The following is a 26322-nucleotide window of genomic DNA, read 5'->3' as shown; positions in this document are numbered from 1 at the left end:
ACTGGATCCCCGGCCGATGTCAGGTTTTGACGCTCACCGTCTCGTCGGGCATCCGTGTCGTCTGCCCGCCCGGTCCGCGTCCGGCGTAACGCATGGCGATGCAGGCCCCCAGGTACAGCGCGGCGACGACCAGCAGCAGCGCCTGATAGCCCGTCATCAGGGCCAGGTACTCGAGCGCGCCCCCGGTCAGCGCACCGAGCAGATTCGCGCCGAACGCCGACGTCGGGTCGGCGGCCTGCGCGAGCCGGTCCGAGAAGATGAGGTTGGCGCAGAAGATGGGCGCGAAGGCCAGGGCGATGGCGGCGGCCAGCCGGCCCGCGGTGGGCAGGGAGAGCACGGCCTGCGGCGGGACGAGAAAGGCCACCGCGAGAGAGCCGAAGAGCATCAGCTGCAGCACCAGCATGTTGACCCGCCGCAACCTGCGCCGCACCTCGACCGCGGCCAGGACGGAGAGCAGAACACCGAAGAAGACAAGGGCGTTGACCAGCCAGGTCGTGCCGAAGTAGAGCGCGAAACCGATCACGTTCTTCGTTTCGAGCAGCAGGAAGGCCGCGCCCAGCAGGAACATGTCGAAGTAGCGGAAGGTGCTGCGGATGCGGACCCCGGCCAGGCGCACCGACAGCAGTGTCACCAGCAGGATCGCACCCAGGGCGCCCAGATAGATCGTGGGGATGGTCCGGTGCAGCAGATACGGGAACGGGTGGTCGTCGGTCGCGGCCGCCGGGACCGGCCCGCTCGGCTGCCAGGTCTGCTTGCAGGACTGGTCGGCGGGGGTCATTCCGGCCACCAGCACGGCCGCGTTCCGTTTGAACGTCGTCATGCAGGGGGCGTGGCCGTAGAGGTCGTCGAGGTCGCCGGCGAAGCGGTCGACCAACCAGCTTTTGCGGTAGTAGTTGTACATCGCGAACGCACCGTCCGGCGTCAGGTGATCGCGGGCCGCTTCGAACGCCTGCCGGGTGAAGAGGTAGCTCTCCAGCCGCAGGTTGCTCGCCCCCGACACCAGGGTCAGGGAGTCCGGCAGCGCCAGGATGATGAGGTCGTACTTGGCGTTCGTCCGCTCCAGGAACGCCCGACCGTCGTCGATGTAGACGTGTACCCGCGGGTCGTCGTACGGCCTGGCTGGGTGCAGCTGCGCGCCGATCTCCTGGAGGCGGGGGTCGATCTCGACCGCGTCCACGCGCTGTGCTCCGTGCGCCAGTGCGACGGCGACGTCGTTGCCGTTGCCGGCTCCGATGATCAGCACGCGCTTGTGCGGGTTGCGGGGCGTCTGGTCGTACGCCTGCCGATAGGGCGAGTTCTCCCGCATCAGCACCGGGAGCGGCGCGGTGCTCTGGTGCGGGACACCGTTGGCGGAGATGTAGTACGTCCGCGTGGTGGTCGGCGAGGACTTCAGCTCGATCTTGTAGTACGGCGACCAGGAGATGCCGGCCGTCGTCGACTCCAGGAACAGAGCGGCGACCATCGCCACGAGGGGGACGCCGTAGAAGAGGGTGTTGCGGCGGCCACCGATGATCAGCAGGGCCACGGCCGCGAGCACGCCCCACACCACCGAGGGGGCGCGCAGCCAGGACAGTACGGCGAAGGAGACGGAGCCGGTGATGCTGCCGAGCAGGTCGTAGCGGTAGGCGTCGAGTGAGGGGAGTTGGCGGAAGAGGTCGGCGGTGATCTTGCCGATCCCCGCCATGATCACCGCGGTCAGCAGGAAGATCGCCGGCAGCGTCACCCACTGGGGGAGGCCGGTGGTCTTCACGGCGGTGAAGTAGATGACCTCACTGCTGCTCTGACGGACCTGGACCGGATACGTGCGCACGAGGACGACGAGCAGAGCCAGGGGGATCGGGGTCCAGCGTTTGAGCCACTGTCCGCGTGTGGCGGGGAGCAGGAAGCCGATGCCGATGCCGAGGAACGATCCCAGCAGGATGAAGTTCGAGAAGTAACTGAGATGGACGACGTTGGCGCCTGCCCATCTGATCAGCGCCAGCTCTACGAAGAGCATGGTGGTGCTGGCGAGCACCAGCCTCCAGCGCACCGAACTTACCTTTTGTCCGGAATCGGTCAGCTTCATGCCGGATTACGGTGCCATTTTCGGGTCGACGAGTCGAGATGCCTTGCCGGTGGGAGCCGCGGACATTGAGGCGGACACCGAACAGGAGCACTGGGGCGAGAAGCGGGACGTCAGACGTGTTCGAGGAGGCGCTCCAGCGGCCGGGGTACGCGCTCGAGGTCCAGGTGCGCGACCAGCGACTGCGCGTAGAGCGCCTTGCGACCGCTGTGCGTGCCCATGAAGCGCCGGAGTTGGTGCTCGACGGGCCGTTCCCGCTGGGCCGGCTGATTGCGGAAGGTCTGGAAGGGGCGCCACTCGCCCTGGGCCTCGATCACCTCTTGCACGGTCCTGGCGCCGAGCGCGCGGATCAGTTCGTCCTCCAGGTCGGCGACACACACATGGAACCCGAGTGCCTCCAGCCCGGCGTGCGTGAGACCGGACCCGAGCCCGACCCGCTCCAGATGGCGCCGGAAATGCCGTTCCTCACCGACGTCGCAGAGACCGGCCAGCGGCAGACCCAGCCCCGGCGGACCGCACACGTCCAGGAAGTGCCCGATGTTCGTCGCACCTCCGAGCGGCACCACCGCGACGCCCTCCGCGCCGAGGTCACGGCCGTGACGCGTGGCCAGCGCTTCGAGCGCGACCTGGTCACTGCTCCCCTCGACGAGCACGATCGTCCGCACCCGACCGCCGGCCAGCTCCCGCGCCGTCGCAGCGGCCGTACCCGCCCCCGCTCCGCCGGCCGCCCAAGCGACCAGCGCGCGGCGCCATCGCGTCAACTCGTCCACGAAACCTCGCTTCCCCGAGGCCATCGTGGCACGGCTGAGATCCTGTACGCGCGGACGTTTTCCCGTGGGCGCTTAATTCCGTCGCGCCCCGCACGCCTGAGCCGTTAGCCTCCGGCTGAGGCGCAGCGAGGTGCGTTTCCTGGAAGGGGGCCCGGTATGGACACCGGTGGCGTGCGGACCGACCGATTCGGCCTGCTGCTCGACCAGTTCGACCGGGCCAGGGAGATGGCCGAGGTACGACTCACGGGTCTCGGCGACGACGAGTACCTGTGGGAACCGGCACCCGGCTGCTGGTCGATCCGGCGCCGGGGGGAGGCGACGACGCCGAGAGCGTTCGGCCCGGGGGAGTGGCTCCTCGACCAGGGCGCCCCGGACATCCCCTCCAACGAGTACGCCGAGGTCGCCCGGCAGGCCGAGGGCGGCATGTCCGTGGCCAAGATCGCCGAGGACTGGAGCGTGAGCATCGAGCGCGTCGAGCAGATCCTCGCCCACAGCGGCCCGACCGAGCCGGACGAGACACCGATCACCACGATCGCCTGGCGGCTGGGCCACCTGCACTACCAGTTCGCCGGCCAGTGGGAGTGGACCTTCGGCGAACGGCGTCAGGACCCCAAGCTGATGGTCGACTTCAGCCCGTCCGCCGCCCTGACGCTCGACCGCTTTTGGGCAGTGCTCGACCGCTGGCGCGAGAGCGTCGGCACCATGACCGACGAGCAACTCGACACGCTCGGCTTCTCCCAGTACCCCTACGGCTCCGACCCCGACGAGCCGTTCATCTCCGTTCTGTGGGGTGCCAACCTCGAACTGATCCACCACATGGCCGAGATTGCGCTGCTGCGAGACCTGTGGCGGGCTCGCCGTACGTGATCAGCGTCCCGTAGTCTCCGCCTGTTCGGGACAACGGGGATGCGGTACCGAAGGCGGGGGACGGGGCGATGACGATGACGTATCGGCGTGCGGTGATACCGGCGTTGGTCGGAGGGGTGCTGCTGACGGCGCTGCTCTGGTGGGCGGGGGCGAGTGCTCACGCGCTGGAACTGCCGGGTGCCGACGGGGTGCTGGGTGGGCAAACCGCCGTGGGACTCCAGCAGTGGCTCACTCCCTGGGCGTACGATCCTCCGGCCTCGCTCCAGTACGGCGACCGCTACCGCGAGTTGTACGGCACCGCGCTGCAGATCCGCTTCGGCGCGGCCTTCGCCTTCTTCGTGCTCGGCGCGCTGCTCCTGGTCCGCCGGCTGCCGCCGGTGCGGGGCCGGACCACGGCCGCGTTGCTCGCGCTGTGGGCCTGGGGTCTGGTGGCCGGGACCCTCGCGGTGACCGTCTCGGCGCCGTGGCTGATCGCCGCATGGGGACACGGCAGTTACCGCTTCCTGCCGCAGTTGGCGAGTGTGGGCGCCTCCGGGCGGCAGATCCTGGTCGTGACCGCGCTGGTCGCGGCGGCGGGCACGGTGCTCGCCGCCCGGGTCGCCGACAAAGGGACCGAGCCGCCGGCACCGGAGGCCGTGCCGGCGCGCGCCGCCCGCCTGGCCGCCACTGTCGGGACCGCGGTGATCGCGCTGTCCCTGGTGGTGCTTTCGTACCAGCGGGTCGCCGCCGCCATCCAGACGGCCGCCGTAGGTGATGGGCTGCTCTCCGAACCGGGCGACCTGCTGCGCCAGTGGCTGTTGCTGGGCGCCTGGTCGGGCCCCTCGGGGGTGGCTCTCGGCGACTGGCTCGTGGTTCGCCTCGCCGATGTGCTGTTGCTCGCCGTGGTGTGGTGGGCGCTACGGCGGATGCCGGCGCTGCTCACCCGGGCCACGGTCCCGGCGATGGCGGTGGCCACGGTCTGCGCGACGGTCCTGGGGCTGCTGGCCGGCCAGTTGCTGCGGATCGCGACGGACAGCACGGGCATGAGCTACGGGCTGCTGCAGGCGTTCGCCGGCCTGGGCGGCGGCGTCCCGGCCGCGCTGACCTTCGGCCTGGCGGCGGGAGCCGCGGCGGCCGTGACCCTGAGGCTGGCCGCGGGCCGCGTCGGTGAGACAGCGAAGGCCACGGTCTCCGCGTAGGCCGGCGATACAGGCAGGCCAGGCAGTACAGGCGACACCGGCGGCACACACGGAACGAGCAACGTCAGCGAGTGTAAGGGGGGTTGACGGCCCGTCGAGTGCCTCCGGATGCCTCTCCCACCCCCGGACCGGTGTGCCGCGCCAAGCGCCAACTCATTGACAGGTCCATACCAGAGCGCGATTCTGAGAGCGCTCTCAGAAGCGTCCTGATCGACCGGAGTCGAACGGAGACAGAGCATGCTGCGCACACTCAGACGCAGAGCCTCGGCCGTGGGCTTGACCATCGCCACGGTCCTCACCGGAGGGCTGCTCACGGCAGGCGCGCAGGCGCCGGCCCAGGCCGCGGTCCCGGCGACGATCCCCCTGAAGATCACCAACAACTCCGCCCGCGGCGAGCAGGTGTACATCTACAACCTCGGCACCGAACTGTCGACCGGACGGCAGGGCTGGGCCGACGCGGGCGGCACCTTCCACCCGTGGCCCGCGGGCGGCAACCCGCCGACCCCCGCACCCGACGCCTCGATACCGGGGCCGGCGGCGGGCCAGTCGACGACCATCCGCATGCCGAAGTTCTCCGGCCGCGTGTACTTCTCCTACGGCCAGAAGCTGGTGTTCAAGCTCACCACCGGAGGCCTGGTCCAGCCCGCCGTCCAGAACCCGACGGACCCCAACCGGAACATCCTGTTCAACTGGTCCGAATACACACTCAACGACTCCGGCCTGTGGATCAACAGCACACAGGTCGACATGTTCTCCGCGCCGTACGCCGTCGGAGTGCAGCGCGCCGACGGGAGTACGGCCAACACCGGCCGGCTCAAGCCCGGCGGATACAACGGCTTCTTCAACGCCCTCAGAGGACAGCCCGGAGGGTGGGCCAACCTCATCCAGACGCGATCCGACGGGACCGTGCTGCGCGCCCTGTCGCCGCTGTACGGACTGGAAACCGGCGCACTGCCGGCCTCCGTCATGGACGACTACATCAACCGCGTCTGGCAGAAGTACTCCACCTCGACCCTGACGGTCACGCCGTTCGCCAACCAGCCGGGCACCAAGTACTACGGCCGGGTCTCCGGCGGCGTCATGAACTTCACCAACACCGCCGGCGCCGTCGTCACCAGCTTCCAGAAGCCGGACGCCTCCTCCGTCTTCGGCTGTCACCGGCTGCTCGACGCGCCGAACGACCAGGTGCGCGGCCCGATCTCGCGCACTCTGTGCGCCGGGTTCAACCGCTCCACGCTGCTGGTCAACCCCAACCAGCCCGACTCCAGCGCCGACGCCTTCTACAAGGACGGCGTCACCAACCACTACGCCCGCAAGATCCACGCGCAGATGGCCGACGGCAAGGCGTACGCCTTCGCCTTCGACGACGTCGGCCACCACGAGTCGCTCGTGCACGACGGAGATCCACGCCAGGCCTACCTCACTCTCGACCCCTTCAACTGACAGCCCGTCACAGATGGGCCGGGCAGCCACCGGCACCGTGAGCCGATCGCGGTGCCGGTGGATTTTGTGCCCGCGAGGCCTCGCCGGCGTACGGAGGCGTCGGGCTGCGGTTCGTAGCGGGTCGGCCGACAATGGGCGGTGGATCACTCGTCCGGCCCGCCCAGGGCGCCGCGGCGGCGTCGGCCCGAGAGGAACGTGCTCATGCGCCCTGAGTCTTCGCCGGCCGCGCGGGCGGGGGCGTTCATCGCGGTGGCGGTCGCCTTGTTCTGCATCCAGCTCGACTTCTTCGCGCTGAACCTGGCCGTCCCCGGCATCGCCGACGAATTCGCCGTCACCGCCCCGGCCGCCCAGTGGACGCTGTCCGCGTACATGCTCTCCATCGGCTGCTGCTTCATCGTGGGCGGCCGGGTCGGCGACGTCTTCGGCCGCAGAGGCGCCCTGCTCGGCGGGACCGCGCTGTTCGCGGCAGGGTCGGTCGGCTGTGCGCTCGCGCCGGGGCTCTGGGCGCTCGTCGGGGCACGGATCGTGCAGGGCATCGGTGCGGGTTTCGTCTTCCCTGTGTCGGTCTCCGTCATCACCAACGCCTTCCCCGACACGACCCGGGCCCGGGCGCTCGGGGCGGTGTTCGGGATCGCCAACGTGGGCACCGCGCTGGGGCCGTTCATCGGCGGCGGCTTCACCGAGGGGCCCGGCTGGCGCTGGATCTTCTGGCTCCTCGCGCCACTGAGCGTGCTCGCGCTGGTCGTGGCGTACGTCTACGTCCCCGACTCCCGGGACCCGACGGCCCCACGCCAGCTCGACCTGACCGGCTGCCTGACTGTCGTGTGCGCCCTGGCGGCGCTCACGCTGGCCGTGGAGCGGGGCAGCGCCTGGGGCTGGGACCACGCCCGCACCCTCACCCTGCTGGCGATCGCCGCCGTCGCGGGCGCCCTGTTCGTCCGGCGGGAGCAACGCGCCCGGCATCCGCTCATCGACCTGAGGCTCTTCCGCAACACGCCCTACGTCCTGGTGACCGGCGCGGGGACCGTCACCAACATGGGCTACGCCGTCACCGTCTTCGTCTCGACGCTGTACCTCCAGCAGGTGCGGGGGCTGTCCCCGCTCGTCGCCGGCGTGGTGTTCCTCGCGCCCGCCGTGTTCGTGGCGCTCAGCGGGCCGCTCGGCGCCAGACTGTCCCCGCACATGCAGCCGACGGCGGTGATGGCGCTGGCCGGGGCGGTCGCCGGCTCGGGCATGATCGTGCTAAGCCTCGTCACGGCCTGGTCGCTGTACGTTCCGGTGTTCGCCTGGTGCGGACTGGGCCTCGGCCTCGGCTGGACGTTCGCCAGCGTCGCGACCCAGCAGGTGGTGACGCCCGAACGGGCCGGCGAGGCCTCGGGCGTGCTGCTGACGTTCCTGGTCACGCTGGGCGGCGTGGCACTGGCGGGTGCCGCGGCCGCCATCACGGCGATGGTCCCCGAGCGGTCGGCGGAGGCCGCGTACGACGTGATCCTGCGCTTCGGAGGCGCGGTGATCCTCGCGGCTTCCGCGGTCGTCATGGCGGTACGCCACCGGCTCGTGGTCATCGGCAGAGTCCCTTCGCTCGGCTCGCGGACGCCACGTGGCGGGCGCCTGCCGTGAAGGGCGGGGCGGAACGGACGCAGATCCTGCACCGATCGGTGCGGGTGACTGTCGCTGCGGCCGCGGGTTTCTACAGCTTCGTGTACGGGCTCGACGAACCGGTGCTGGCGCTGTACGCCCTGTTCGCGCCGATCTCCCTCGGCCTGCTGTCCCCGATCCCCGGGTCCGGGCGGCAGCGTGCCGCGGTGATGCTGAAGGCGCTGCCCGTGGGCCTGCTCCTGGTCACGCTGGGAACCGGGCTGGCGGTGAAGACCTGGGCGGCAGTGCTCGGCATGCTCGTCGTGGGCTTCCTCCTGGCCTTCGCCGCGATCGCGGGCCCGCGCCCGGCCGGAGCGGCACCGGGACTCCAGCTCTTCTACATCCTGGCCTGCTTCCCGCCGTACGAACCCGAGACGCTTGGGCTGCGGCTGGCAGGGCTGACCTTCGGAGTGGTGGCGTTGGTGCTGTGCGAGCTGTTCCTGCTGCCGCAGCCGCCGAACCCGCCGTACCGGGCGACCCTCGCCGCGGCGCTGGCGACGGCGGGCGACACCATCGCGGGGCGACACAGCCTGTCTCCGGAGGCTCTGCGCGAGGCAGGGGCGCGGCTACGACTGTCCGGCATCCCGCCCGCGGAACGCCCCGCCGGCCCGGGACGCGCGGCCCGCGGCCTCGCCCAGGCGGGATCCGCAACCCGCAGGCTGCTCGAACAACTGGCCCATCTCGCCGAGATCGGCGAACTGCGCGAACTCGTCCGGGAAGGCGCCGGGGCCGGCGGCGGCCGGGGCGGCACGGGCCGTCCCGACACACCCTCAGGGTTGCTGCTGCCGCAGGTGGCGGCCCTGTGCGACGAGACCGACACCGCCCTGCGCACCGGCCGGCCCGCCCCCGGACCACAGCGGATGGACAAGGCCATCGACGCCTTCCAGCAGTTGCGCGTACGGCAGGCCACGGGACCCGCCGCCGACGTACCGCCGGTGCCCGTGCTGCGTCGGCAGGCGGCGCTGCTGGCCGTCGCCGAGTCGACGCGCATCCTGGAGATCTCCGTACGGGTAGGCCTCGACGGCCGGCGCACCGCGCCGATCCAGCCACGGGAACTCTTCTGGTACACGCAGGCGGCGGCGCCCCAGCTGTGGCTGCGCCGGTTCACCGGCAACATGACGCTGCGCTCGGTGCAGTTCCAGAACGCCGTACGGATCGCCGTGGCTCTCGCCGCCGCACGGCTCGTCGCCGGCTCGCTCGACCTGACCCACGGCTTCTGGGTGCTGCTGGCGGTGCTGACACTGAGTCGGACCACCTTCGGGGCGACCTGGGCGGCCATCCGACAGGCCGTCACCGGCAACCTCGTGGGTGCCGTCGCGGCGGGCGCCCTGCTCATCGGCCTCGGCCGGCACACCGAGGCGTACGCCGCGATCCTCGCGCCCGCCATGCTCATCGCCTTCGCGCTCGGACCACTCTTCGGCATCGCCTGGGCCCAGGCCCTGTTCACGCTCGTGGTGTCCACCGCGTTCGCCCAGATCGCCCCGGTCTCCTGGCGGCTGGCCGAGGCACGGATCGTGGACGTGGTGGCCGGCAGCGCCATCGGCCTGCTGTGCGCGATGCTCGCCTGGCCGGCCGGCGCCCGCAGAGAGGTACGCAGAACCATGGCGGGGCTGCTGCGGGACTGCGGCCCGCTGATCAAGGGCACCGTCGACATGCTGACCGCCGTTCCGCCGGGGTCGGCCCCGGCCCCGCCGACGCTCCCCGCCCTGCACCGGCTGCGCCTCGCCGAGTCCGCGTACGCCCAGTTCCGCAGCGAGCCCGGGGCCGACCCGCCGGTGAGTGCCGACTGGCACGGCGTGCTCATCACGGCCAACCACATCCTGCTCGGAGCCCAGTGGCTGGCTCGCTTCGACCTGCCCGCGACCGCGCTGTCCCCGGACATCGCCGACCGGGCACGGACCGGCGCCCGCGCGCTGGCCCAGGTCACCGACCGGCTCGCCGCCCTGTGCGTCGCCGGCCCGACGCAGCCGCTCGGGGCACGGCCGACGCCGCCCTCGGAACCGGCCGGACCGCTGCTGCCCGTGCTGGTCGACCTCGACATGTGGTTGCGCAGCCTCACCATCCAGCTGTCCCGGATCGAGGCGGGGCTGCCCGAGGCGCTCAGCGGGACCGCCCGCGGCACGCCGGCCGCCCATGGAAGCCAGGGAAGTTAGGGGGCGCGCCGTGTCCAGTGGGGACCTCCGCTCCGAACCGCGGCCGCCCTCGGCGAGAGGGTGGGTGTGGTGGCTGCCGTTGGCCGCGGTGCTCGTCGACGTGGCGGCCGAACTGATCGTCAGAGGACGCGAACCGGTGAGCTTCATGCTCATCGCCGTACCGCCGCTTGCCGCCGCGACACGCGGACCGCGGGGCACCGCCCTGTCGGCGGTGGTGTGCCTGGGGCTCCAGATGTGGATGGCCGCCCGGCGCCCCGGCCACTTCGACGAGCAGCACCACGTCGCGATGTACCTCGCCACGACCCTCATCGGCATCGCCAGCATTGCGCTGGCCTGGCAGCGGGAGCGGACAAGGCAGCATCTGATCCGGGCGAACTCGGTAGCCGAAGCCATGCAGCGCACCCTGCTGCGTCCCGTACCGCGCAGGCTAGGCCCGGTACGAGCCGCCGGGTTCTACGAGGCGGGGGAGGGCGGCACGCTCGTCGGCGGGGATCTGTACGACGTGTGCGAGACGACCTTCGGAGTACGCGCGATCATCGGCGACGTCCGCGGCAAGGGACTGGACGCGGTCCAGACGGTCGCGGCGGTGCTGGGCAGCTTCCGGGTCTCGGCTCACGAATGGCAGAACCTGAGCAGCCTGGCCGAGCGCCTGGAGCTCAGCATCGCCCGCAACAGCCCGGCAGGCGGCGACGGTGACCCCGAACTGTTCGTGACCGCACTGGTGCTGGAGTTCCCGCCGGAGGGCGGCGAGGTACGGATCGTGGACCGCGGCCATCCCTCGCCCGTGGTGGTCGGCCCGCAGGGCGCCCGACGGCTGATCACGGCACCCGGTCTGCCCCTGGGCCTGGGCGCGATGGCGCCGGGCGCGGTCGACACGACCGTCCACCTGCTCAAGCCCTCCGAAGTGCTCCTCCTGCACACGGACGGCGTGAGCGAGGCGCGCAACGCGGACGGCGTCTTCTACCCGGTCCTGGAGCGGCTCGGCGAACGCTTCTCGGGCCGGCGCGCCGTCGATCCGGAGACGGTCGTGTCGTTCGTACGGACCGACGCCGAGCGCTGGTCGACGCAGTCGGACAACGACGACCGGGCCGTCCTCGGCCTCGCCCTGGACGATGGGCCATCTCGGCCGCAGTAGCGGGAAGTTGACTGTTCACCAGTTCTGAACATCAAGTACAACTTTGCCGGTTCTTGGTGTAGCTCTGCCATGGATTACGTGAGCCTCGTGGGCACCACGCGGTGACTGCAGGCCCCGCCGTAACAGGGTGCAGCGGCCTGGTCACCAACCCCCCACGCACGGTGGAAAGGCAACAAAGATGACGATCAACCGCGCTCTGCGGTACGGCGGCCGCACGCTGGCGCTGACGGCGACCGCCCTCGGGACGATCGCGGCGGCCGTGCCCGCTGCCGCTGACGAACAGCCCACCGCGGAGCAGATCCTGGCCGACTGCGCTTCCGGCGAAGGCAAGTGCAGCTTCAACTCCCCCGAGATCGGCGAGGCTTACCTCGGCAAGCCCCGTCAGGTCTCCGAACTGCTCTACAACTGCACCGCCTCGCCCGCCGCCCAGACGATGTCATGGGCCGACACCGTGGGCTCCTCCCACTCGGTGGGCGGCTCGATCACCGTCGGCGGCGGCATCGAGGGCATCATCACCGCAAGCGTCACCGCGACGTACAACTACACGTGGCAGAGCTCGCACACGGAGACGAGCTCCTTCACGGTGAACGTGCAGCCGGGGGAGGTGGGTTGGATCTCCCGCGCCCAGGTGATGCAGGACATATCCGGCACGTGGCAGACCCACTACGACGACCCCAAGTGGGGTCACTACTACTGGTTCGTGCCCGACGTGGTCACCGGCCCCGCCCCGAACGGAACGGACGGCAAGCACAACGCCGTCGTGGTCGAGTCCCGCAAGATGACGGCCGACGAGAAGAAGCTCTGCTCCAGCGGCTCCACCAAGAACGAGGTCTTCACCCGCGACAGCTGAACCGGGCCACCTCCGCGATGGGGGCGAGCCGGCCGGAAGACCGGCCGGTTCGCCCCCCGGCTCACCTTCGTGCCACAAGGAGGGAACGGAGGTCGATGACCCGGTAACCACGGTCGGAGATCGCATCGAGGATGCGCGGCAGGGCCTGGGCATCGATCACCTCGGTGCGGCCCTGCGACGCACCCACGTGCATCTGAAGGATCGCCCCCGGGCGCAGGGCGTCCAGTGCCCTGCGCACCGCGTGGTCGACGGTCATGCCGCCATCGGAGCCCTTCCACCCGTTGGTGTCGGTGGTGAACTCGACGTCCGCGAACCCCAGCCCGTTGACTTCCCCGATCTGGGCAGGGCTGGTCTCGCTGTAGGGAAACCGGAAGAACGGGGTCAACGCCCCGCCCGCCCCGGCCGCACGCAGGGCCCGGTCGGCTGCCTGCACCTCGCGGCGCCTTCCGGCGGCCGACAGATCCGCGAAGTACGGGTGGCTGTAGGAGTGGTTGCCCAGCCCGTGCCCCGCAGCCGCGATCCTCTTGACCACCTCGGGGTTCCGGTCGGCGAAGGTACCGGTCAGGAAGAACGTGGCCGGCGCGTGCCGCCGCTCCAGGTCGCCGAGGATGCCGGTCAGGCCGGCGTCGTTCCAGGCCGCGTTGAATGTCACGGCGACCACTCGCTCGTCCGTACGGATCACCCGGTTCTCCGATCCGAACAGTGCCCGCAGCCCCTCCTGGTCCGCGGCCGCCGCCGGGCGCGAGGGGACGGGCCCGGCCGCCAGTGCCTCCGGTCCGGGCACCACGGCCCCCCAGAGAAGGGCGAACAGCGCGGCGGCCACCGCGATCAGCCGGCGGTCCACGCGCGGGTGCATGACGACGAGGGAACGAGTCTCCATGCCACCGGCATCGGCCGCTCGGTGCCCTTCCTTGAGTGTGCTCGTCCGCGGAGGGCTCACTGTCTCTGATCGGCAACGTTGGTTTGTCGCGCGACTGCCGCGGCACTCGGACAGCCACACGGGTGGTGGTGTCCTGCGGGGTGATCAGCACTGTGTGAGGTGCGTCGGCCAGACGCATCAGGACCTGGCCCGGCAGTCGGGCGGAGCATAGGGCGGTCGATGACGACGATCGGCGTTGAAGAGGAGTACCTGCTGCTCGACCCGGACACGGGCCTGCCGGTGGCGCGGGGGCCCGAGGTGCGGGAGGCGGCGGGTCTGGGGCGTCTGGCGGCCGACCGGGAGGTGCAGCACGAGCTGCTCCAGGCCCAGGTCGAGGTGGCCACCCCGGTGTGCGACACGCTGGACGAGGCGGGGGGGCACCTGCTGCGTCTGCGGCAGGCCGTCTCGGTGGCCGCCGAGGAACACGGCTGCCGGCTCGCGGCCTGTGGGACATCACCCCTGCGGCGTGGTCGTCCCGAGGCCGTGACCGACCAGGCCCGCTACCGGGCGATGGTCACGCAGGCACCGCAGCTGGTGGCGGAGCAGCTGGTCAACGGCATGCACGTGCATGTGGCCGTGCCCGGCCGTGACGAGGGCGTCCAGGTCCTGAACCGGATCAGGGCATGGCTGCCGACACTGACCGCCATGTCGTCGAATTCCCCCCTGTGGGACGGTCAGGACACCGGCTTCGCGAGCTGGCGCACGGTGATCTTCAGCCGCTGGCCGGTCAGCGGCCTGCCCCCGTGCTTCGAGGACGCCGCGGACTACAACCGGCGCGTGCAGCGACTGCAGGACGCCGGTTTGATCGTCGACACCGGCCAGGTGTACTGGCAGGCCCGCCTCTCGCCGCGCTTCCCCACCATCGAGGTGCGGTGCTCGGACGTCCAGCTGACCGCGGACGAGGCGATCATGCTCGCCGGGATCATCCGGGCTCTTGTGGAGACCGCCCTGAGGGAGGCCGCCGCCGGGGCGCCGGCGCTCACTCATGAACCCGAACTTCTCCGGGCCGCGATGTGGCATGCAGCCCGCCACGGCCTCCGCGACACCCTGGTCGGCCTCGGCGGCACGCTTCAGCCCGCCGCTGCCGTAGTGCACCAACTCCTGCGCCACATCTCTCCCGCGCTCGACGCGTCCGGCGACACCCGGCAGGTCACGGCACTGGTTCGTCGGCTCCTGCGCGACGGAACCGGCGCCGACCGGCAACTCACTGCGCTCGCCGAAGGCGGCCTCCAGGCGGTCACCGACCTGATCGGCGTTCGGAGCACTGTGCCGTAACCAACAGAGATTTTCCCCTTGTAGACGGACGGCTCCTGGGTACTCGCCGCACAGCGAAAGGAGATCAACGATGAGCACAGTCAAGGAAACAGTCGAGGTCGAGGTCCCCGTCGGCACCGCCTACAACCAGTGGACGCAGTTCCAGGAGTTCCCGAACTTCATGGAGGGCGTCGAGGAGGTCCGGCAGCTCGACGACAGCCACAACCACTGGACGACCAAGATCGGTGGGGTACGGCGGGAGTTCGACACCGAGATCGTCGACCAGCTCCCTGACGAGCGGATCACCTGGCGCACCGTCAGCGGCGACACGCAGCAGAAGGGCACGGTCCGCTTCCAGCGAGTGGACGACACCCACACCCGGGTGGAACTCGTGATGGACGTCGAACCGAGCGGAGCCGCCGAGAAGGCGGCGGACATGACGGGGACCATCGACCGTCGCATCAAGGGCGACATGCGCCGCTTCAAGGAATACATCGAGCACCGCGGGATCGAATCCGGAAGCTGGCGCGGCCGCATCACCCCCGGATGAGCCCGAATGCCTGGATGGACCCGGGAGCCCGACGGGCATCAGGCCCCGGGTCCATCCGAGGCACGGGGGTCCGGGCGGTTACGCCTGGGCGAGCGCGATGAGCAGGGAATTCCTCGACGATAGGGCCGACGAGGGCGCGGAGCGGGCCCTGGGCTCTGCGTACATGGACGCCCGACCGACGGCAGCGAACTCCTGGCGAGGCTGTCTAACTCCCCTGCTGACGACGCACCATCTCGCCGATCCAGACGGGTGCGAAAGGAGAGGTGCAGTTCGGGGGAGTCGGGTAGTCCTTGAGCACCTCCAGGCGCTCGCCGATGTCGATCGCGCGGGCGCGGTATTCGGCGTGCTCAATCCCGATCTGAGCCAGACAGTGGTTCATCGCCCACTGCAGACGATCCGGGGCGCCCTTCATCTCCGCCTCGATGACATCGAGCAGTCCCGTCAGGTCGAGGCCCTCGGGCTTCTTCGCCACCCGCTCGGTGGTCAGGGCCCAGCCGGCACTGGCGACCACCGGATCCGGGTCCGTGAACCAGGCGAGGCGCAGTTCCTCGGAGTGCGGGTTCTTCTTGACCACGTAGTTCACGAGCCAGTCGTGCACCTTGGGGGCACGTGTCTCGCGGACCATGGTGTCCAGCTCGTCCCGCTCGAATGCCTTCGGCCGGCAGATCAGCATGGCGAGGAGCCTCGCGGCGGTGTCGTCCGTTGCCCAGAGCTCGCGCGCAAGGTCCTGCTGCGTCTTGAGCTGCTTCGCGAGCGCGCGCAGCTTGCTGAGGTTCACACCGTGATCGTCGCCGCGCTTCTCATTCGCCGCGCGCATCTTCGGGTCCTCGAGCACGGCCAAATCGGCCATGACCTGCGCCACTGTCGTCTCGGTCACCTCGGCCTCCTCGCTGTCGCGCCTGAAATGTAGCCGACGGCCACCAATTTTGGCGAAGGTCAGATCTCGACCTCGGGGTAGCCCTCGGTGTAGCTGTCACCGTCGGCGCCGTAGTAGGTGCAGGTACGAGCGGCGAGGTCGACGTCGTACCAGACCACGCCCGCCCTCCAGCAGCCCTCGACGAACTCGGGGAAGGTGGTCTCGCCTGCCTGATCGGCCCGCAGCGCCGCCACGAGTGCCTGGCCGTCGAACGGCAGGACATCGACCATGCCGGTCACCAGGGGATCGCCCTGAACAGCGACGGGGCCGGTCTCGGTCAGGTAGAGCATGGCATTCGACGGCACCGCCATGCGGCAGCGGGCAACGCCGGCCTGCCGCAGCGATTCGGCCAGGTAGGGGAAGCCGCCGACCTTGGGCCGGATGGCTGCCGCGCGCTCCAGCGTGGCCTGCAGATTTGATATCGCGGTGCTCATGATCTTCTCCAGCAGAGCGGTGGATGGTGCGGGGCGCGTTGCGATGGCCCCAGTCAGTAATATGACAACATGTTTCCGAAGTGGAAACATGTTGCCAATGTGAGGAGCGGGCATGTCCGACGAGGTGGCCCTGCTGGTGGCGGACGTGTACGAGGCAGCTGGAGCGCTGCGGAAATCGGGGGAGGTGATCGCCGCATCCCAGGGGCAGACCCAGGCGCGATGGCAGCTCTTGAGCGTGGCGTCCGGCACCCCGCTGACCGTGGCCCAGGCGGCCCGCCGCCTGGGAGTCGCCCGCCAAGGCGTGCAGCGCCTCGCCAATGACCTCGCGAACGAGAGCCTCGTCGCCTTCCGCTCCAATCCGGATCACCGCAGTTCGCCGCTGCTGGAACTCACGCCCACCGGGCGCCGCGTCCTGGACGGGATCACGGTCCGCGCGGCAGAGGTCCACCGCAGGCTGGCTGCCGACATTCCGGCCGACGAGATCGCCGCGGCCCGTGAGCTGCTACGTCGCGTCATCGAGGAGGTCCGCCGCCAACAGGAGGGGTAGGCCTGGAAGGCCCTGCTCGCCGGTGCGGCTCGTGGCACTCGGCGGCCCGCCGAGTGAGAGTGTACGTTCGTACGCTCCAGCTTGTAGGCTCCGCCGCATGACAGTTGACGTATTGCGTCCGCCCACCCGGCATGAACGGCATGCCCGTGCGGCCGTAGCCATGCTGTTCTTCACGAACGGGGCCCTCTTCGCCAATCTCATTCCGCGATACCCGCAGATCAAGGCCGACCTCGGCATCGGGAACGCCGCGTACGGACTGGCCGTGGCGGCCTTCCCGGCCGGTGCCATCGCGGCCGGCCTGGCCGCAGGGATGCTCATCCGACGGCTGGGGTCGGCCCGTGTCGCGGTGGCCGGGACCCTGCTGACCGGCGCGGGAGCCCTTGCCGCCGGACTTGCGGGGTCGGTGGCCGTGTTCGCGGGAGCGCTGTTCCTGGCCGGGGCCATGGACGCCATCACCGATGTCGCCCAGAACGCGCACGGCCTGCGAGTGCAGCGCCGCTACGGACGTTCCATCATCAACTCCTTCCACGCCGTCTGGTCCGTCGGCGCCGTCACGGGCGGTTCGATGGCGGCCGCCGCGATCGCGCTGGGTCTGTCACGCGGGCAGCACCTGCTGATCTCGGCGGTGGTGTTCGGGATCGTTTCTCTCGTAGCGCTGCGCCACTGCCTGCCCGGTCCCGACACCGAGCCCGTGGGGGAGGAGGCAAAGGTCCAGGACGAGAGCCAGCAGCAGTCCTCCCAAGGCGGCCTGCGCGTGGGTTACGTGCTCGCGGCCCTCGTCGTCATCGCGACGGCCGGCACGGTCGTCGAGGACGCGGGCAACTCCTGGGCGGCGCTCTACCTCTCCGACTCCCTGCACGCGTCGGTCACCGTGGCGGCGTCCGGATTCATCGCCCTGGTCGGAGCCCAGTTCGTCGGCCGTCTCGTCGGCGACCGCCTGGTCGACCGGTTCGGTCAGCGCACCGTGGCGCGCACCGGCGGGCTCATCGCCGCGGCCGGCATGGGGCTGGCGCTGGCCGTGCCCACGGTGCCCGGCACGGTCCTCGGCTTCGCCGCGGCCGGATGCGGCGTGGCCACCCTGGTGCCGGCCGCGATGCAGGAGGCCGACGAACTGCCCGGCCTCAAGCCGGGGTCGGGGCTCACGATCGTGTCCTGGCTCATGCGCCTGGGCTTCCTGTTGTCCCCGCCCGTGGTCGGCCTCGTCGCCGACGCGACCAGTCTGCGCGTGGGCCTGCTGGTGGTGCCGCTCGCCGGGCTGCTCGTGATCCTCCTCGCCCAGGTGCTGCAGAACCGTCGCCGGTAACTCCCGTATCGCCTCGACGTAAGGGAATCGGGAACCCCATACCGACTCTGAACCCTGGCGCCCCCACGCCGCAGAGTGTACGTTCGTACACTCTGCGGTGTACGCTCGTGCGCATGCCGACGGACTACTTCGCGCAGGATCCGCGCACGAACCTCGAGCGCATGCAGGCGGGCGACCTCTACATCGCCGACGATCCGGAGATCGCCCGCAGGCAGCAGGATGCCGTACGCCTGGCCGCTCGCTACCAGGCCGGCTACGCCGAGGACGCCGACGCCGCCCGGCCGATCCTCGTCGAACTGCTCGGCGCGCTCGGCGAGGAGGCCCACGTCCGGCCGCCCCTGTACGTCGACTACGGCAGCAACATCACCATCGGGGCGCGCACCTTCGTCAACTACAACCTCACCGCACTGGACGTCGCGGCCATCACCATCGGTGACGACTGCCAGATCGGACCGAACGTCCAACTGCTCACCCCCACCCACCCGTTGGAGCCGCAGCCCCGCCGCGACAAGCTGGAGGCCGCCAAGCCGATCACCATCGGCGACAACGTGTGGCTCGGCGGTGGCGCGATCGTCCTGCCCGGAGTCACCATCGGGGACAATTCCGTCATCGGCGCCGGTGCTGTGGTCACCAGGGACATCCCCGCGAACGTCGTCGCCGTCGGGAACCCCGCTCGCGTGGTGCGGAGCCTGTAAGTCTGTCGTCATGGCCACCGGACACACCGACCCCCAGCGCCGCGAACGCATCATCGCCGCCACCCTCGACCTCATCGCCGAGGAGGGCATCGTACGCGTGTCCCACCGGAAGATCGCCGTGCGCGCCGGCGTCCCGCTGGGATCGATGACCTATCACTTCAGCGGCATGGACGACCTGTTGCGCGAAGCGTTCAGCCGCTTCACCGACCACATCGTCGCCGTCTTCGACGCCCACCTGTCCGCCCCGGCCAGTCCCGACCAGGCCCGGCAGGCAGTGGCCGACCTCGTCCACATGCTGTCCGAGGGAAGCGGACGCGACCTGGTGCTCACCCAGGAGCTGTACACCCTCGCCGCCCGCCAGCCCGCCTACCGGGAACTCACCCACGAGTGGATGCGCCGCAGCCGGGTCCACCTGGAAAAGCACTTCGACCCGGACACCGCCCGCCAACTCGACGCGCTCATCGAGGGCCTGACGCTCCACCGAGCCCTGTCACGTCAACCCCACGACCGTGCCCTCACGGTCGAGGCGATCGCCCGCATCACCGCAACCGGTACTCGTGCCCCCTGATCCGAGCGCAGGTGTCTGCACAGCCTTGACCGGTCCGGACCGGGGAACCGGGCAAGATCACCCCATGGATGTAGCGACAGAACGATTCGCCAGGTGAACGGCGCGATACTCCCTCAGCGGCGTGGGGCGGCACGGCGATCCTGATGCAGGTATCCAACTGATCGGCAGGCACCGGGCCTTGGGCCCTTCAGCCCTGCCCCGGCCAAGGAGTCTCCCTTGCGCATTCGCCGTATGCTGACCGGCGCTCTCGGTTCCGCCGCTCTCGTCCTCACGTCCCTGGGCGCGGTGACCGCCCAGGCGGGCCCAGCGGCAGCCGACCCGTGCGGCTTCTACGAGACCGGCTCCGACGCCTTCTACAACCACTGCACGTCCGACGGCTCGCGGGTGGTCATCAAGGTCGAGGTCGCCCTCGCGGCCGACTACGAGCGGTGCGTCGGCCCGGGCAAGTCCTGGCTCGGTTCCGCCAGCAAGATTCAGGGCGCCCACTACGTCGGTCGTACCTGCTGACGGATAATCACCCCCGGGTGATGCGGCGTCGGGCAGTTCACGAACGGGTCAGCCGGCTCGGACCGGCCGGCCCGTTCGGTCGGCCCCGGCGAACTTGGCGCTAGGGCAGACGGATGTTGGTGAGTGGGATGTTCCAGTCGTTGCTCTCGACGGTGCCATGGTCGTCATGAGCCGGGGCAGGTGCGGCGAACAGCACCAGCCCGGCGAAGACGGTGGCCAGTACGGCGACGACGCGACGCTTCACAAGTCCTCCTCGACGACGACAGCACCGACCACCTTGCTTCGGACCGACAGCCCAGGCCCCCGAAGGCACGCCGCGCAGCCTGCGGATTCAGCCGCTTGGTGGCGGGACCGCCCGTTCGGCGAAGGAACAGGGGCCCGTGGGATCTGCCTGCGTGACCGCACCCAATGGAAAGAGCGATCTCTACGGGAGTGTTGCAAGTGACCGTGAACGAAGAGGCCGAGGCAGCGCCGCAGGCGGATGCCGGATCAGAGCCTGCCGTGGTGTGGGTGCCCCGCGAGGAGTGGATCAAGACCCAGCCCCAGGCGCTCATCGCCTCGTGCGTCATGCTCCTGGACAGTCAGGGGCGGATCCTGCTCGTGCGCTACGGCCCCGGCCAACCGATGGCCGGGGACTGGTGGCTGCCGGGCGGAATGCTCGATCACGGAGAAGACCCGTGCGCGGCGGCGCGGCGGGAAACCTACGAGGAGATCGGAGTCGAGCTCCGGTCCGCGCCGAGGCTGATCGGCATCGACCACCGGGTGGACGTCTGCGGAACCGGGCCGGTGCTCGACTGTTTCTTCGACGGCGGGACGCTCGCAGAGGGCACCCCGATTCGTCTGAGTCCCGAGCACGATCAGTACGCCTTCGTCAGCCTGGACGAACTCCAGGACGTGCAAACCGCCGCGGACGTACGTACCTTGACGGCACTTCACGCTGCGGTCAACTCCGGGACGGCGGTCTGCATGCGGGAAGGTGAGCCGGTGCAGGAACTGGCCGGTTCAGGCGCCCGACCGGGTGACCGTCAGATGCGTGACTCCGCTGGGTGAGGAGGTGGCCTCGATGTCGTAGTCCTTGTCGAGGTCCTCCAGCCCGTCCCAGAGGCGGACGCCTCGGCCGAGCACGATCGGGACCACCGCAACGTGCATGTGGTCGATGAGCCCGGCGGCAAGGAAGTCTCGGATCACGGTGGGCCCGCCGCCGATGCGTACGTCCTGGCCGCCCGCTGCCTCGCGGGCCGTCTCGAGCGCCTTGGCGGGTGAGGTGTCGAGGAAGTGGAACGTCGTGTCGCCCTCCATCTCGATCGACGGGCGCGTGTGATGAGTGAGGATGAAGGTCGGTGTGTGGAAGGGCGGATTGGGTCCCCACCAGCCCTTCCACTCCTGGTCCTCGTGCCATCCGGGGTAGCCGTACTTTCCGGCGCCCATGATCTCGGCCCCGATCCCCGGCGTGAACTGCCGCACGAGGGCGTCGTCGAGGCCGCTGGTACCGCCGGGCTCACCGACCCTTTCGTGCCACCACCGGGTGGCGAACATCCACTCGTGCAGCCTCTCGCCGGCGTGCCCGAACGGCGCGTCACGGCTCAGCCCCTCGCCGGTGGCGAAGCCGTCGAGCGAAATGGAGAAGTTGTGGACGCGGGCGCGTGACATGGCTGACGACTCCCTTGCGCAATGGATCGGTGACCGGATCGGCAACCGGGCCGGGTTACTCCCAGTCGTCGCTCAGCCACCACCTGGGGCCGCTGGAAGCCGCCACCGAGGCCGGTCATACGTGCGCCTCGGCCGCGTCTTCGCCGCGGGACGTTTTCATCGTGGCACGGACTCGTCGGGGGCGGCCATCGGATCGAGCACCTTGCCACCCCGAGGTCGTGGTCCGGGCTCGGCCGGTTGGCGCCGGACGGCCCTTGATGCCGATGACCGCTGTGTCGCGGTGACGAAGGATGCGCTGCTCCACCTGCGCGCCCCTGCCGCGATGAGTTCCGCCCGGCTTGCGAGTCTGTTCTGGTGACCGCCGAACGACGCCGTACGACGCTGCCCGGCACCGAACGCCACGGAGGACACCATGACGACCACGCCGCACGACCCGACCACCGAGCTGCCGGGCCGCCCGCCCGTCGTCGACCTGGCCACCTGGCAGGCCGCCCGTGACGAGCTCGTGGTCCGCGAGAAGGCACACACGCACGAGGGCGACGCCATCGCCGCGGCCCGCCGCCGGTTGCCGATGGTGGAGTTCGACGGGACCGTCGAGGTCGTCGGACCCGACGGGCCGGTCCCGTTCCTGGACCTGTTCCAGGGCCGCGACGAGCTCATCGTCTACAAGCACATGTGGTACGACGGCGCGCCGCACCAGGGGCAGTGCGAGGGCTGCACCACCACGGCCTGGCACATGAAGGACGCCGTCTACCTCAACGCACGCGGTGTCTCCTTCGCCATCGTGACCACGGGCGAGTGGGACGAGGTGGCTTCGTTCGTGGACTTCATGGGCTACACCCAGCCCTGGTACTCGGTGCGCGGCGTCGACGAGCCGGTCGGCGGGGACATGGGGTACCTCACCTGCTACCTGCGCGACGGCGACCGCGTGTTCCTGACCTACTCGACGACCGGGCGCGGCAACGAGCCTGTCAACGGCTCCCTCGGCCTGCTGGACATGACGCCCTACGGCCGCCGCGAGGGCTGGGAGGACAACCCGGAGGGCTGGCCCGAGGCGCCTGAGGCCGGCGCCCCGGTCGGTGGGCACGGCTCACCGATCTGCTGGTACTGGCGCACGGACGCCGACGGCATCGCCACGTGGGGCCCGACCGGCCGCCCCGTACCGCAGTGGACCCGCCCCGGCGCGACTCCCGTGGAGACCCTTGGCCGACAGGGTCAGTGCCACTGACGCGTCTCGGCGGAAACAGCACGGCTGAGGTCCGGTCGCCGGCTCACGACCGGCGACGGGCGCCCGGTCCCAGGCGGGCCGTGACGTCCCAGGGGTCGAGGGAGGAGTGTTCTGCGGAGCATTCGACGACGACCCGGACCGGAGCGTCACAGTCGGTGTGCCGGATGTCCAGCAGGGTGTCCTCGGGGTCGAGGAGGTGCGTCTCGCCCCACTGGCCCAGCGCCATCAGCGCGGGCCACAGGTCCCAGCCCTTGCGGGTCAGGCGGTACTCGTTGCGGGCGCGGCTGCCGGGCTCCTGGTAGGGAACGGTTTTCAGGATGCCGGCCGAGGTCAGCTTGCGCAGGCGGTCGCTGAGGACGGCCTCCGACAGGCCGATGTGGCGGTGGAAGTCGTCGAAGCGGCGGACTCCGTTGACGGCGTCGCGCAGGATCAGCATCGTCCATTTCTCTCCGACCACGTCGAGCGTGCGCTGGACGGGGCAGTTCTCCGTGCTCGCCTCAAGCCACTCCATCCCACCATCGTACGGGCCTGGCTTCGCCATTGACAGTCAGATGGAAGCAGAGCTAGCTTCAATGGACGAAGTCAGAGGGGAAGGCGCTGGACCGTGGGACGAACACGTACGTACTCCTGGGACGATCCCGTCGTCCTGGCGGAAGCCGCCGGACGCATGGCAGGTATCGACTTCCTGCATGAGCTGGTGGCCGGGCGGCTACCGGGACCGCCGGTCAGTCACACCCTCGACTTCACCCTGGACGAGGTGGAACCCGGCAGAGCGGTGTTCTCCCTGACGCCGGGGGAGGAGCACTACAACCCGATCGGCAGCGTGCACGGCGGCATCTTCGCCACGCTGCTCGACTCGGCCGCGGGGTGTGCCGTCCAGTCCACCCTTCCGCAGGGCATGGCGTACACCTCGCTCGACCTCACCGTGAAGTTCCTACGGCGGATCACCGTGGACACCGGGACGGTGCGCGCCATCGGTACGGTTGTCAGTCAGGGGCGTCAAACCGCTCTGGCGCAGGCGCAGTTGGTCGACGCGAAGGATCGTCTGCTCGCGCATGCCACCAGTAGCTGCATGCTGTTCCCGGTGCCGCCCACTCAGGGGTGAGCGGCCGAGGTGCCCTTCGTCGTCCGTGCCGGGACTCAGCCGTTCACGAGGTCTGGCCGGAGCGGCGGAGAACGGGCCGCAGGGCCTCGATGACGCTCGCGTCATCCACGGTGGAGGGGATGGGTTCGTCGTGGCCGTCGGCGATGCCCCGCATCGTCTTGCGCAGGATCTTCCCCGAGCGGGTCTTGGGCAGAGCGGCCACGACCGTGACGTCCTTGAGGGAGGCGACGGCGCCGATACGGTCGCGTACGAGCTGGACGAGTTCGGCCTCGACCTCGCCCGGTTCGCGGGCGGTACCGGCCTTGAGGACCACGAAGCCGCGCGGCACCTGTCCCTTGAGGGCGTCGGCGACGCCGATGACGGCGCATTCGGCGACGTCCGGGTGGGCCGCCAGGGCCTCTTCCATGCTGCCGGTCGACAACCGGTGTCCGGCGACGTTGATGACGTCGTCGGTACGGCCCATGACGAACACGTAGCCGTCCTCGTCGATGTGCCCACTGTCGCCGGTGAGGTAGTAGCCGTCGAAGGCGGAGAGATACGAGGCGACGTAGCGGTCGTCGTCGTTCCAGAGCGTCGGCAGCGCGCCGGGCGGCAGGGGGAGCTTCACGACGATCGCGCCGTCGACACCCGGGGGTACCGGGGCGCCGGACGCGTCGAAGATGCGGACGTCCCAGCCCGGCAGTGCGCGGGTGGGGGAGCCCGGCTTGAGTGGGGCGGCTTCGATGCCGGCCGGATTGGCGACGATGGGCCAGCCGGTCTCGGTCTGCCACCAGTGGTCGATCACCGGGACGCCCAGGAGGGCGCCGGCCCAGTGGTAGGTCTCGGGGTCGAGCCGTTCACCGGCGAGGAAGAGATAGCGCAGGTGGGAGAGGTCGTAGTCCGCCGTGAACGCTCCCTTCGGGTCCTCCTTGCGGATGGCCCGGAAGGCGGTGGGCGCCGTGAACATGGTCTTGACCCGGTACTCGGCGGCGACGCGCCAGAACTGGCCCGCGTCCGGGGTGCCGACCGGCTTGCCCTCGTACAGGACCGTCGTCGCGCCGACCAGCAGGGGCGCGTACACGATGTACGAGTGCCCGACGACCCAGCCGACGTCGGAGCCGGTGAACATCGTCTCGCCCGGACCCACGTCGTACACGGCGCCCATCGACCAGTGCAGAGCGACCGCATAGCCGCCGCTGTCGCGGACAACTCCCTTGGGTTTTCCGGTCGTTCCGGACGTGTAGAGGATGTACAGGGGATCGGTGGCGGCGACGGGCACGCAGTCGGCCGGCGGCGCGGCGGCGGTCAGCTCGGCCCAGTCGAGATCGTCAGGCCCCAACTCGGCCCGCCCCTGCGGGCGTTGCAGGATGATGCTCTTCTGCGGCTTGTGGGTGGCGAGTTCGATCGCCCGGTCGAGCAGCGGCTTGTACGCGATGACACGCTTGCCCTCGACGCCGCAGGAGGCGGAGACGACCACCTTGGGCGCGGCGTCGTCGATACGCAGGGCCAGCTCGTGCGGGGCGAACCCGCCGAAGACGACCGAGTGGACCGCGCCGATGCGCGCACAGGCCAGCATCGCGACGGCGGCCTCCGGCACCATCGGCATATAGATCACAACACGGTCGCCCCGCCCCACGCCGAGCTGCGCGAGCGCCCCGGCGAAGGCCGCCACCTCGTCCCTCAACTGCGCGTAGGTGTACGTGCGTTGGGTGCCGGTGACGGGGGAGTCGTAGACAAGCGCCGGCTGGTCGCCGCGGCCGGCTTCGACGTGCCGGTCGAGCGCGTTGAAACAGACGTTGAGCCGTCCGTCGGGAAACCAGCGGTAGAACGGGGCGCCCGAGGAGTCCAGGGCGCGCTGCGGAGCGACGTCCCAGTCGATGGCCTCCGCCGCCGTCAGCCAGAAGTGCTCCGGGTCCTCTGCGCTGGCACGGAAGACATCCTCGTACTTTCCCATCACGGACTCCTTCGTCCCGTCGGTGCCTGACTGCGGTGGCGTGGAAAGGGGCGGGGGACACCAACACCGTATGCCGCCCGACCGACAAGATCGAGTGGGGCGCGGCCGTCGGGGCCGGTCGAGGAGTGCGGTGCCGGGTTGTGCGGCCCCGGTGAGCCGGAACTGGAGCTCAGCCCCGACGAACCCGCAGCCCCTCCGTCACCAGGCCGAGCCCGAACTCGAAGTGGGGCGCGAAGTCGGTGCTGGTCAGCGTGGGCAGGGTAGCGCTGAGATGCGGATACGAGCCTGCTGTCACCGCGGCGTGCAGGATTTCCGGAGCTGCCGGAGCCCCGCTCTCCGGCTGGAGGGCCGCCTGTTCCTCCAGGGTGTGTCCCACGGTGAAGTTGACCACCGCGAACAGGGCCCGGGCGGCCTCTTCGTCGGTGAATCCCGCATCGCGCAGAACTCCGACGAGGCGGTCGGCGAAGCGCAGGGTGTTCGCCCCGGTTGAGTGCGTGCCGGCGAAGACGCGCGCGCCGTCGCGATGGGCGAGCAGTGCCGCGCGCATCGCGTGGGCGAGGGCGGCCAGTTGCCCGCTCCAGTCGCCGTCGGTCGCCTTCCCGCCTGATTCCGCCAAG

The 26322-nt window shown here is 70.2% G+C and carries 27 protein-coding genes; 17 read left to right on the top strand and 10 right to left on the bottom strand.

Annotated features, from left to right (window positions below; genetic code table 11):
* Nucleotides 1-19: 19 nt before the first annotated feature.
* Nucleotides 20-2065: a spermidine synthase gene (locus OHT51_RS02555; RefSeq protein ID WP_328877216.1), complete on the bottom strand. Its 2046-nt coding sequence runs from the start codon at nucleotides 2063-2065 to the stop codon at nucleotides 20-22.
* A gap of 110 nt (nucleotides 2066-2175) precedes the next feature.
* Nucleotides 2176-2832, bottom strand: a complete 657-nt coding sequence (locus tag OHT51_RS02550; protein ID WP_328877215.1) for an ATP-dependent endonuclease — start codon at nucleotides 2830-2832, stop codon at nucleotides 2176-2178.
* Between the two features lie 156 nt (nucleotides 2833-2988).
* On the opposite strand from OHT51_RS02550, the gene OHT51_RS02545 reads away from it, so the two are divergent.
* The 7 genes from OHT51_RS02545 to OHT51_RS02515 all read left to right on the top strand — a co-directional run bounded on the left by OHT51_RS02545 (nucleotide 2989) and on the right by OHT51_RS02515 (nucleotide 12096).
* Nucleotides 2989-3699 carry a DinB family protein gene (locus OHT51_RS02545; protein WP_328877214.1) on the top strand — a complete coding sequence of 237 codons (711 nt, stop codon included), beginning with the start codon at nucleotides 2989-2991 and terminating at the stop codon, nucleotides 3697-3699.
* Nucleotides 3700-3773: 74 nt separating this feature from the next.
* Nucleotides 3774-4877, top strand: a complete 1104-nt coding sequence (locus OHT51_RS02540) for a hypothetical protein (RefSeq protein WP_328884216.1) — start codon at nucleotides 3774-3776, stop codon at nucleotides 4875-4877.
* 237 nt (nucleotides 4878-5114) lie between these two features.
* Nucleotides 5115-6320, top strand: a complete 1206-nt coding sequence (locus tag OHT51_RS02535) for a glycoside hydrolase family 64 protein (RefSeq protein ID WP_328877213.1) — start codon at nucleotides 5115-5117, stop codon at nucleotides 6318-6320.
* Between the two features lie 201 nt (nucleotides 6321-6521).
* On the top strand, nucleotides 6522-7940 hold the full coding sequence (locus OHT51_RS02530) for an MFS transporter (RefSeq protein ID WP_328877212.1): 1419 nt from the start codon (nucleotides 6522-6524) through the stop codon (nucleotides 7938-7940).
* Complete coding sequence (locus OHT51_RS02525) at nucleotides 7937-10111, top strand: FUSC family protein (protein ID WP_328877211.1); 2175 nt, start codon at nucleotides 7937-7939, stop codon at nucleotides 10109-10111. Before OHT51_RS02530 ends, OHT51_RS02525 begins: the two co-directional genes overlap by 4 nt.
* 10 nt (nucleotides 10112-10121) lie before the next feature.
* Nucleotides 10122-11246, top strand: coding sequence for a PP2C family protein-serine/threonine phosphatase (locus OHT51_RS02520; RefSeq protein ID WP_328877210.1), 1125 nt, complete (start codon nucleotides 10122-10124; stop codon nucleotides 11244-11246).
* Between the two features lie 178 nt (nucleotides 11247-11424).
* Entirely contained in the window at nucleotides 11425-12096 is a 672-nt protein-coding gene (locus OHT51_RS02515; protein ID WP_328877209.1) for a hypothetical protein, read from the top strand.
* Nucleotides 12097-12157: 61 nt separating this feature from the next.
* Here OHT51_RS02515 and OHT51_RS02510 read toward each other — a convergent pair whose 3' ends face one another.
* Entirely contained in the window at nucleotides 12158-12976 is an 819-nt protein-coding gene (locus tag OHT51_RS02510) for a polysaccharide deacetylase family protein (protein WP_328877208.1), read from the bottom strand.
* Between the two features lie 219 nt (nucleotides 12977-13195).
* On the opposite strand from OHT51_RS02510, the gene OHT51_RS02505 reads away from it, so the two are divergent.
* The gene (locus OHT51_RS02505) at nucleotides 13196-14290 is read left to right on the top strand and encodes a carboxylate-amine ligase (RefSeq protein ID WP_328877207.1); all 1095 of its coding nucleotides are present in this window, start codon (nucleotides 13196-13198) and stop codon (nucleotides 14288-14290) included.
* Nucleotides 14291-14360: 70 nt separating this feature from the next.
* The gene (locus OHT51_RS02500; RefSeq protein ID WP_328877206.1) at nucleotides 14361-14819 is read left to right on the top strand and encodes an SRPBCC family protein; all 459 of its coding nucleotides are present in this window, start codon (nucleotides 14361-14363) and stop codon (nucleotides 14817-14819) included.
* A gap of 205 nt (nucleotides 14820-15024) precedes the next feature.
* Here the strand turns inward: OHT51_RS02500 and OHT51_RS02495 are convergent, their stop codons facing one another.
* Together OHT51_RS02495 and OHT51_RS02490 are read right to left on the bottom strand one after the other, a co-directional pair.
* Nucleotides 15025-15669, bottom strand: coding sequence for a DNA alkylation repair protein (locus tag OHT51_RS02495; RefSeq protein WP_328884215.1), 645 nt, complete (start codon nucleotides 15667-15669; stop codon nucleotides 15025-15027).
* 86 nt (nucleotides 15670-15755) lie between these two features.
* Entirely contained in the window at nucleotides 15756-16169 is a 414-nt protein-coding gene (locus OHT51_RS02490) for a DUF1398 family protein (RefSeq protein ID WP_328877205.1), read from the bottom strand.
* A gap of 112 nt (nucleotides 16170-16281) precedes the next feature.
* On the opposite strand from OHT51_RS02490, the gene OHT51_RS02485 reads away from it, so the two are divergent.
* The 5 genes from OHT51_RS02485 (at nucleotide 16282) to OHT51_RS02465 (ending at nucleotide 19789) form a co-directional block, all read left to right on the top strand.
* The gene (locus tag OHT51_RS02485; protein WP_328877204.1) at nucleotides 16282-16716 is read left to right on the top strand and encodes a MarR family winged helix-turn-helix transcriptional regulator; all 435 of its coding nucleotides are present in this window, start codon (nucleotides 16282-16284) and stop codon (nucleotides 16714-16716) included.
* A 97-nt stretch (nucleotides 16717-16813) separates the two neighbouring features.
* Nucleotides 16814-18019 carry an MFS transporter gene (locus OHT51_RS02480; RefSeq protein ID WP_328877203.1) on the top strand — a complete coding sequence of 402 codons (1206 nt, stop codon included), beginning with the start codon at nucleotides 16814-16816 and terminating at the stop codon, nucleotides 18017-18019.
* Nucleotides 18020-18132: 113 nt separating this feature from the next.
* Entirely contained in the window at nucleotides 18133-18714 is a 582-nt protein-coding gene (locus tag OHT51_RS02475; RefSeq protein ID WP_328877202.1) for a sugar O-acetyltransferase, read from the top strand.
* A gap of 10 nt (nucleotides 18715-18724) precedes the next feature.
* Nucleotides 18725-19282 (top strand): TetR/AcrR family transcriptional regulator, encoded by a 558-nt coding sequence (locus OHT51_RS02470; RefSeq protein ID WP_328877201.1) that lies wholly within the window; start codon nucleotides 18725-18727, stop codon nucleotides 19280-19282.
* 216 nt (nucleotides 19283-19498) lie between these two features.
* Nucleotides 19499-19789, top strand: a complete 291-nt coding sequence (locus OHT51_RS02465) for a DUF6355 family natural product biosynthesis protein (RefSeq protein WP_328877200.1) — start codon at nucleotides 19499-19501, stop codon at nucleotides 19787-19789.
* A 100-nt stretch (nucleotides 19790-19889) separates the two neighbouring features.
* On the opposite strand, the gene OHT51_RS02460 is transcribed toward OHT51_RS02465, so the two are convergent.
* A complete protein-coding gene (locus OHT51_RS02460) occupies nucleotides 19890-20033 on the bottom strand; it encodes a hypothetical protein (RefSeq protein WP_328877199.1) in 144 nt (47 codons plus the stop codon).
* A gap of 197 nt (nucleotides 20034-20230) precedes the next feature.
* On the opposite strand from OHT51_RS02460, the gene OHT51_RS02455 reads away from it, so the two are divergent.
* Nucleotides 20231-20839: an NUDIX hydrolase gene (locus OHT51_RS02455; protein WP_328877198.1), complete on the top strand. Its 609-nt coding sequence runs from the start codon at nucleotides 20231-20233 to the stop codon at nucleotides 20837-20839.
* On the opposite strand, the gene OHT51_RS02450 is transcribed toward OHT51_RS02455, so the two are convergent.
* Nucleotides 20792-21439: a dihydrofolate reductase family protein gene (locus OHT51_RS02450; RefSeq protein WP_328877197.1), complete on the bottom strand. Its 648-nt coding sequence runs from the start codon at nucleotides 21437-21439 to the stop codon at nucleotides 20792-20794. The two genes, OHT51_RS02455 and OHT51_RS02450, sit on opposite strands and share 48 nt — an antisense overlap.
* Before the next feature lie 412 nt (nucleotides 21440-21851).
* Here OHT51_RS02450 and OHT51_RS02445 point away from each other — a divergent pair, with 412 nt between their 5' ends.
* Nucleotides 21852-22667, top strand: a complete 816-nt coding sequence (locus OHT51_RS02445) for a DUF899 domain-containing protein (RefSeq protein ID WP_328877196.1) — start codon at nucleotides 21852-21854, stop codon at nucleotides 22665-22667.
* 43 nt (nucleotides 22668-22710) lie between these two features.
* On the opposite strand, the gene OHT51_RS02440 is transcribed toward OHT51_RS02445, so the two are convergent.
* Nucleotides 22711-23178, bottom strand: coding sequence for a winged helix-turn-helix transcriptional regulator (locus OHT51_RS02440; RefSeq protein ID WP_328877195.1), 468 nt, complete (start codon nucleotides 23176-23178; stop codon nucleotides 22711-22713).
* Nucleotides 23179-23271: 93 nt separating this feature from the next.
* On the opposite strand from OHT51_RS02440, the gene OHT51_RS02435 reads away from it, so the two are divergent.
* Complete coding sequence (locus OHT51_RS02435) at nucleotides 23272-23772, top strand: PaaI family thioesterase (RefSeq protein ID WP_328877194.1); 501 nt, start codon at nucleotides 23272-23274, stop codon at nucleotides 23770-23772.
* A 43-nt stretch (nucleotides 23773-23815) separates the two neighbouring features.
* On the opposite strand, the gene OHT51_RS02430 is transcribed toward OHT51_RS02435, so the two are convergent.
* Both OHT51_RS02430 and OHT51_RS02425 read right to left on the bottom strand, forming a co-directional pair.
* A complete protein-coding gene (locus tag OHT51_RS02430) occupies nucleotides 23816-25705 on the bottom strand; it encodes a propionyl-CoA synthetase (RefSeq protein WP_328877193.1) in 1890 nt (629 codons plus the stop codon).
* 169 nt (nucleotides 25706-25874) lie between these two features.
* Nucleotides 25875-26321, bottom strand: a complete 447-nt coding sequence (locus OHT51_RS02425) for a TetR/AcrR family transcriptional regulator C-terminal domain-containing protein (protein WP_443052383.1) — start codon at nucleotides 26319-26321, stop codon at nucleotides 25875-25877.
* Nucleotide 26322 lies beyond the last annotated feature (1 nt).

Origin of the sequence: Streptomyces sp. NBC_00299 (assembly GCF_036173045.1) — a bacterium.
Classification (GTDB): domain Bacteria; phylum Actinomycetota; class Actinomycetes; order Streptomycetales; family Streptomycetaceae; genus Streptomyces; species Streptomyces machairae.
The sequence above is the reverse complement of the archived record's forward strand: the minus strand, read 5'-3'. Positions and strand labels throughout refer to the sequence as shown.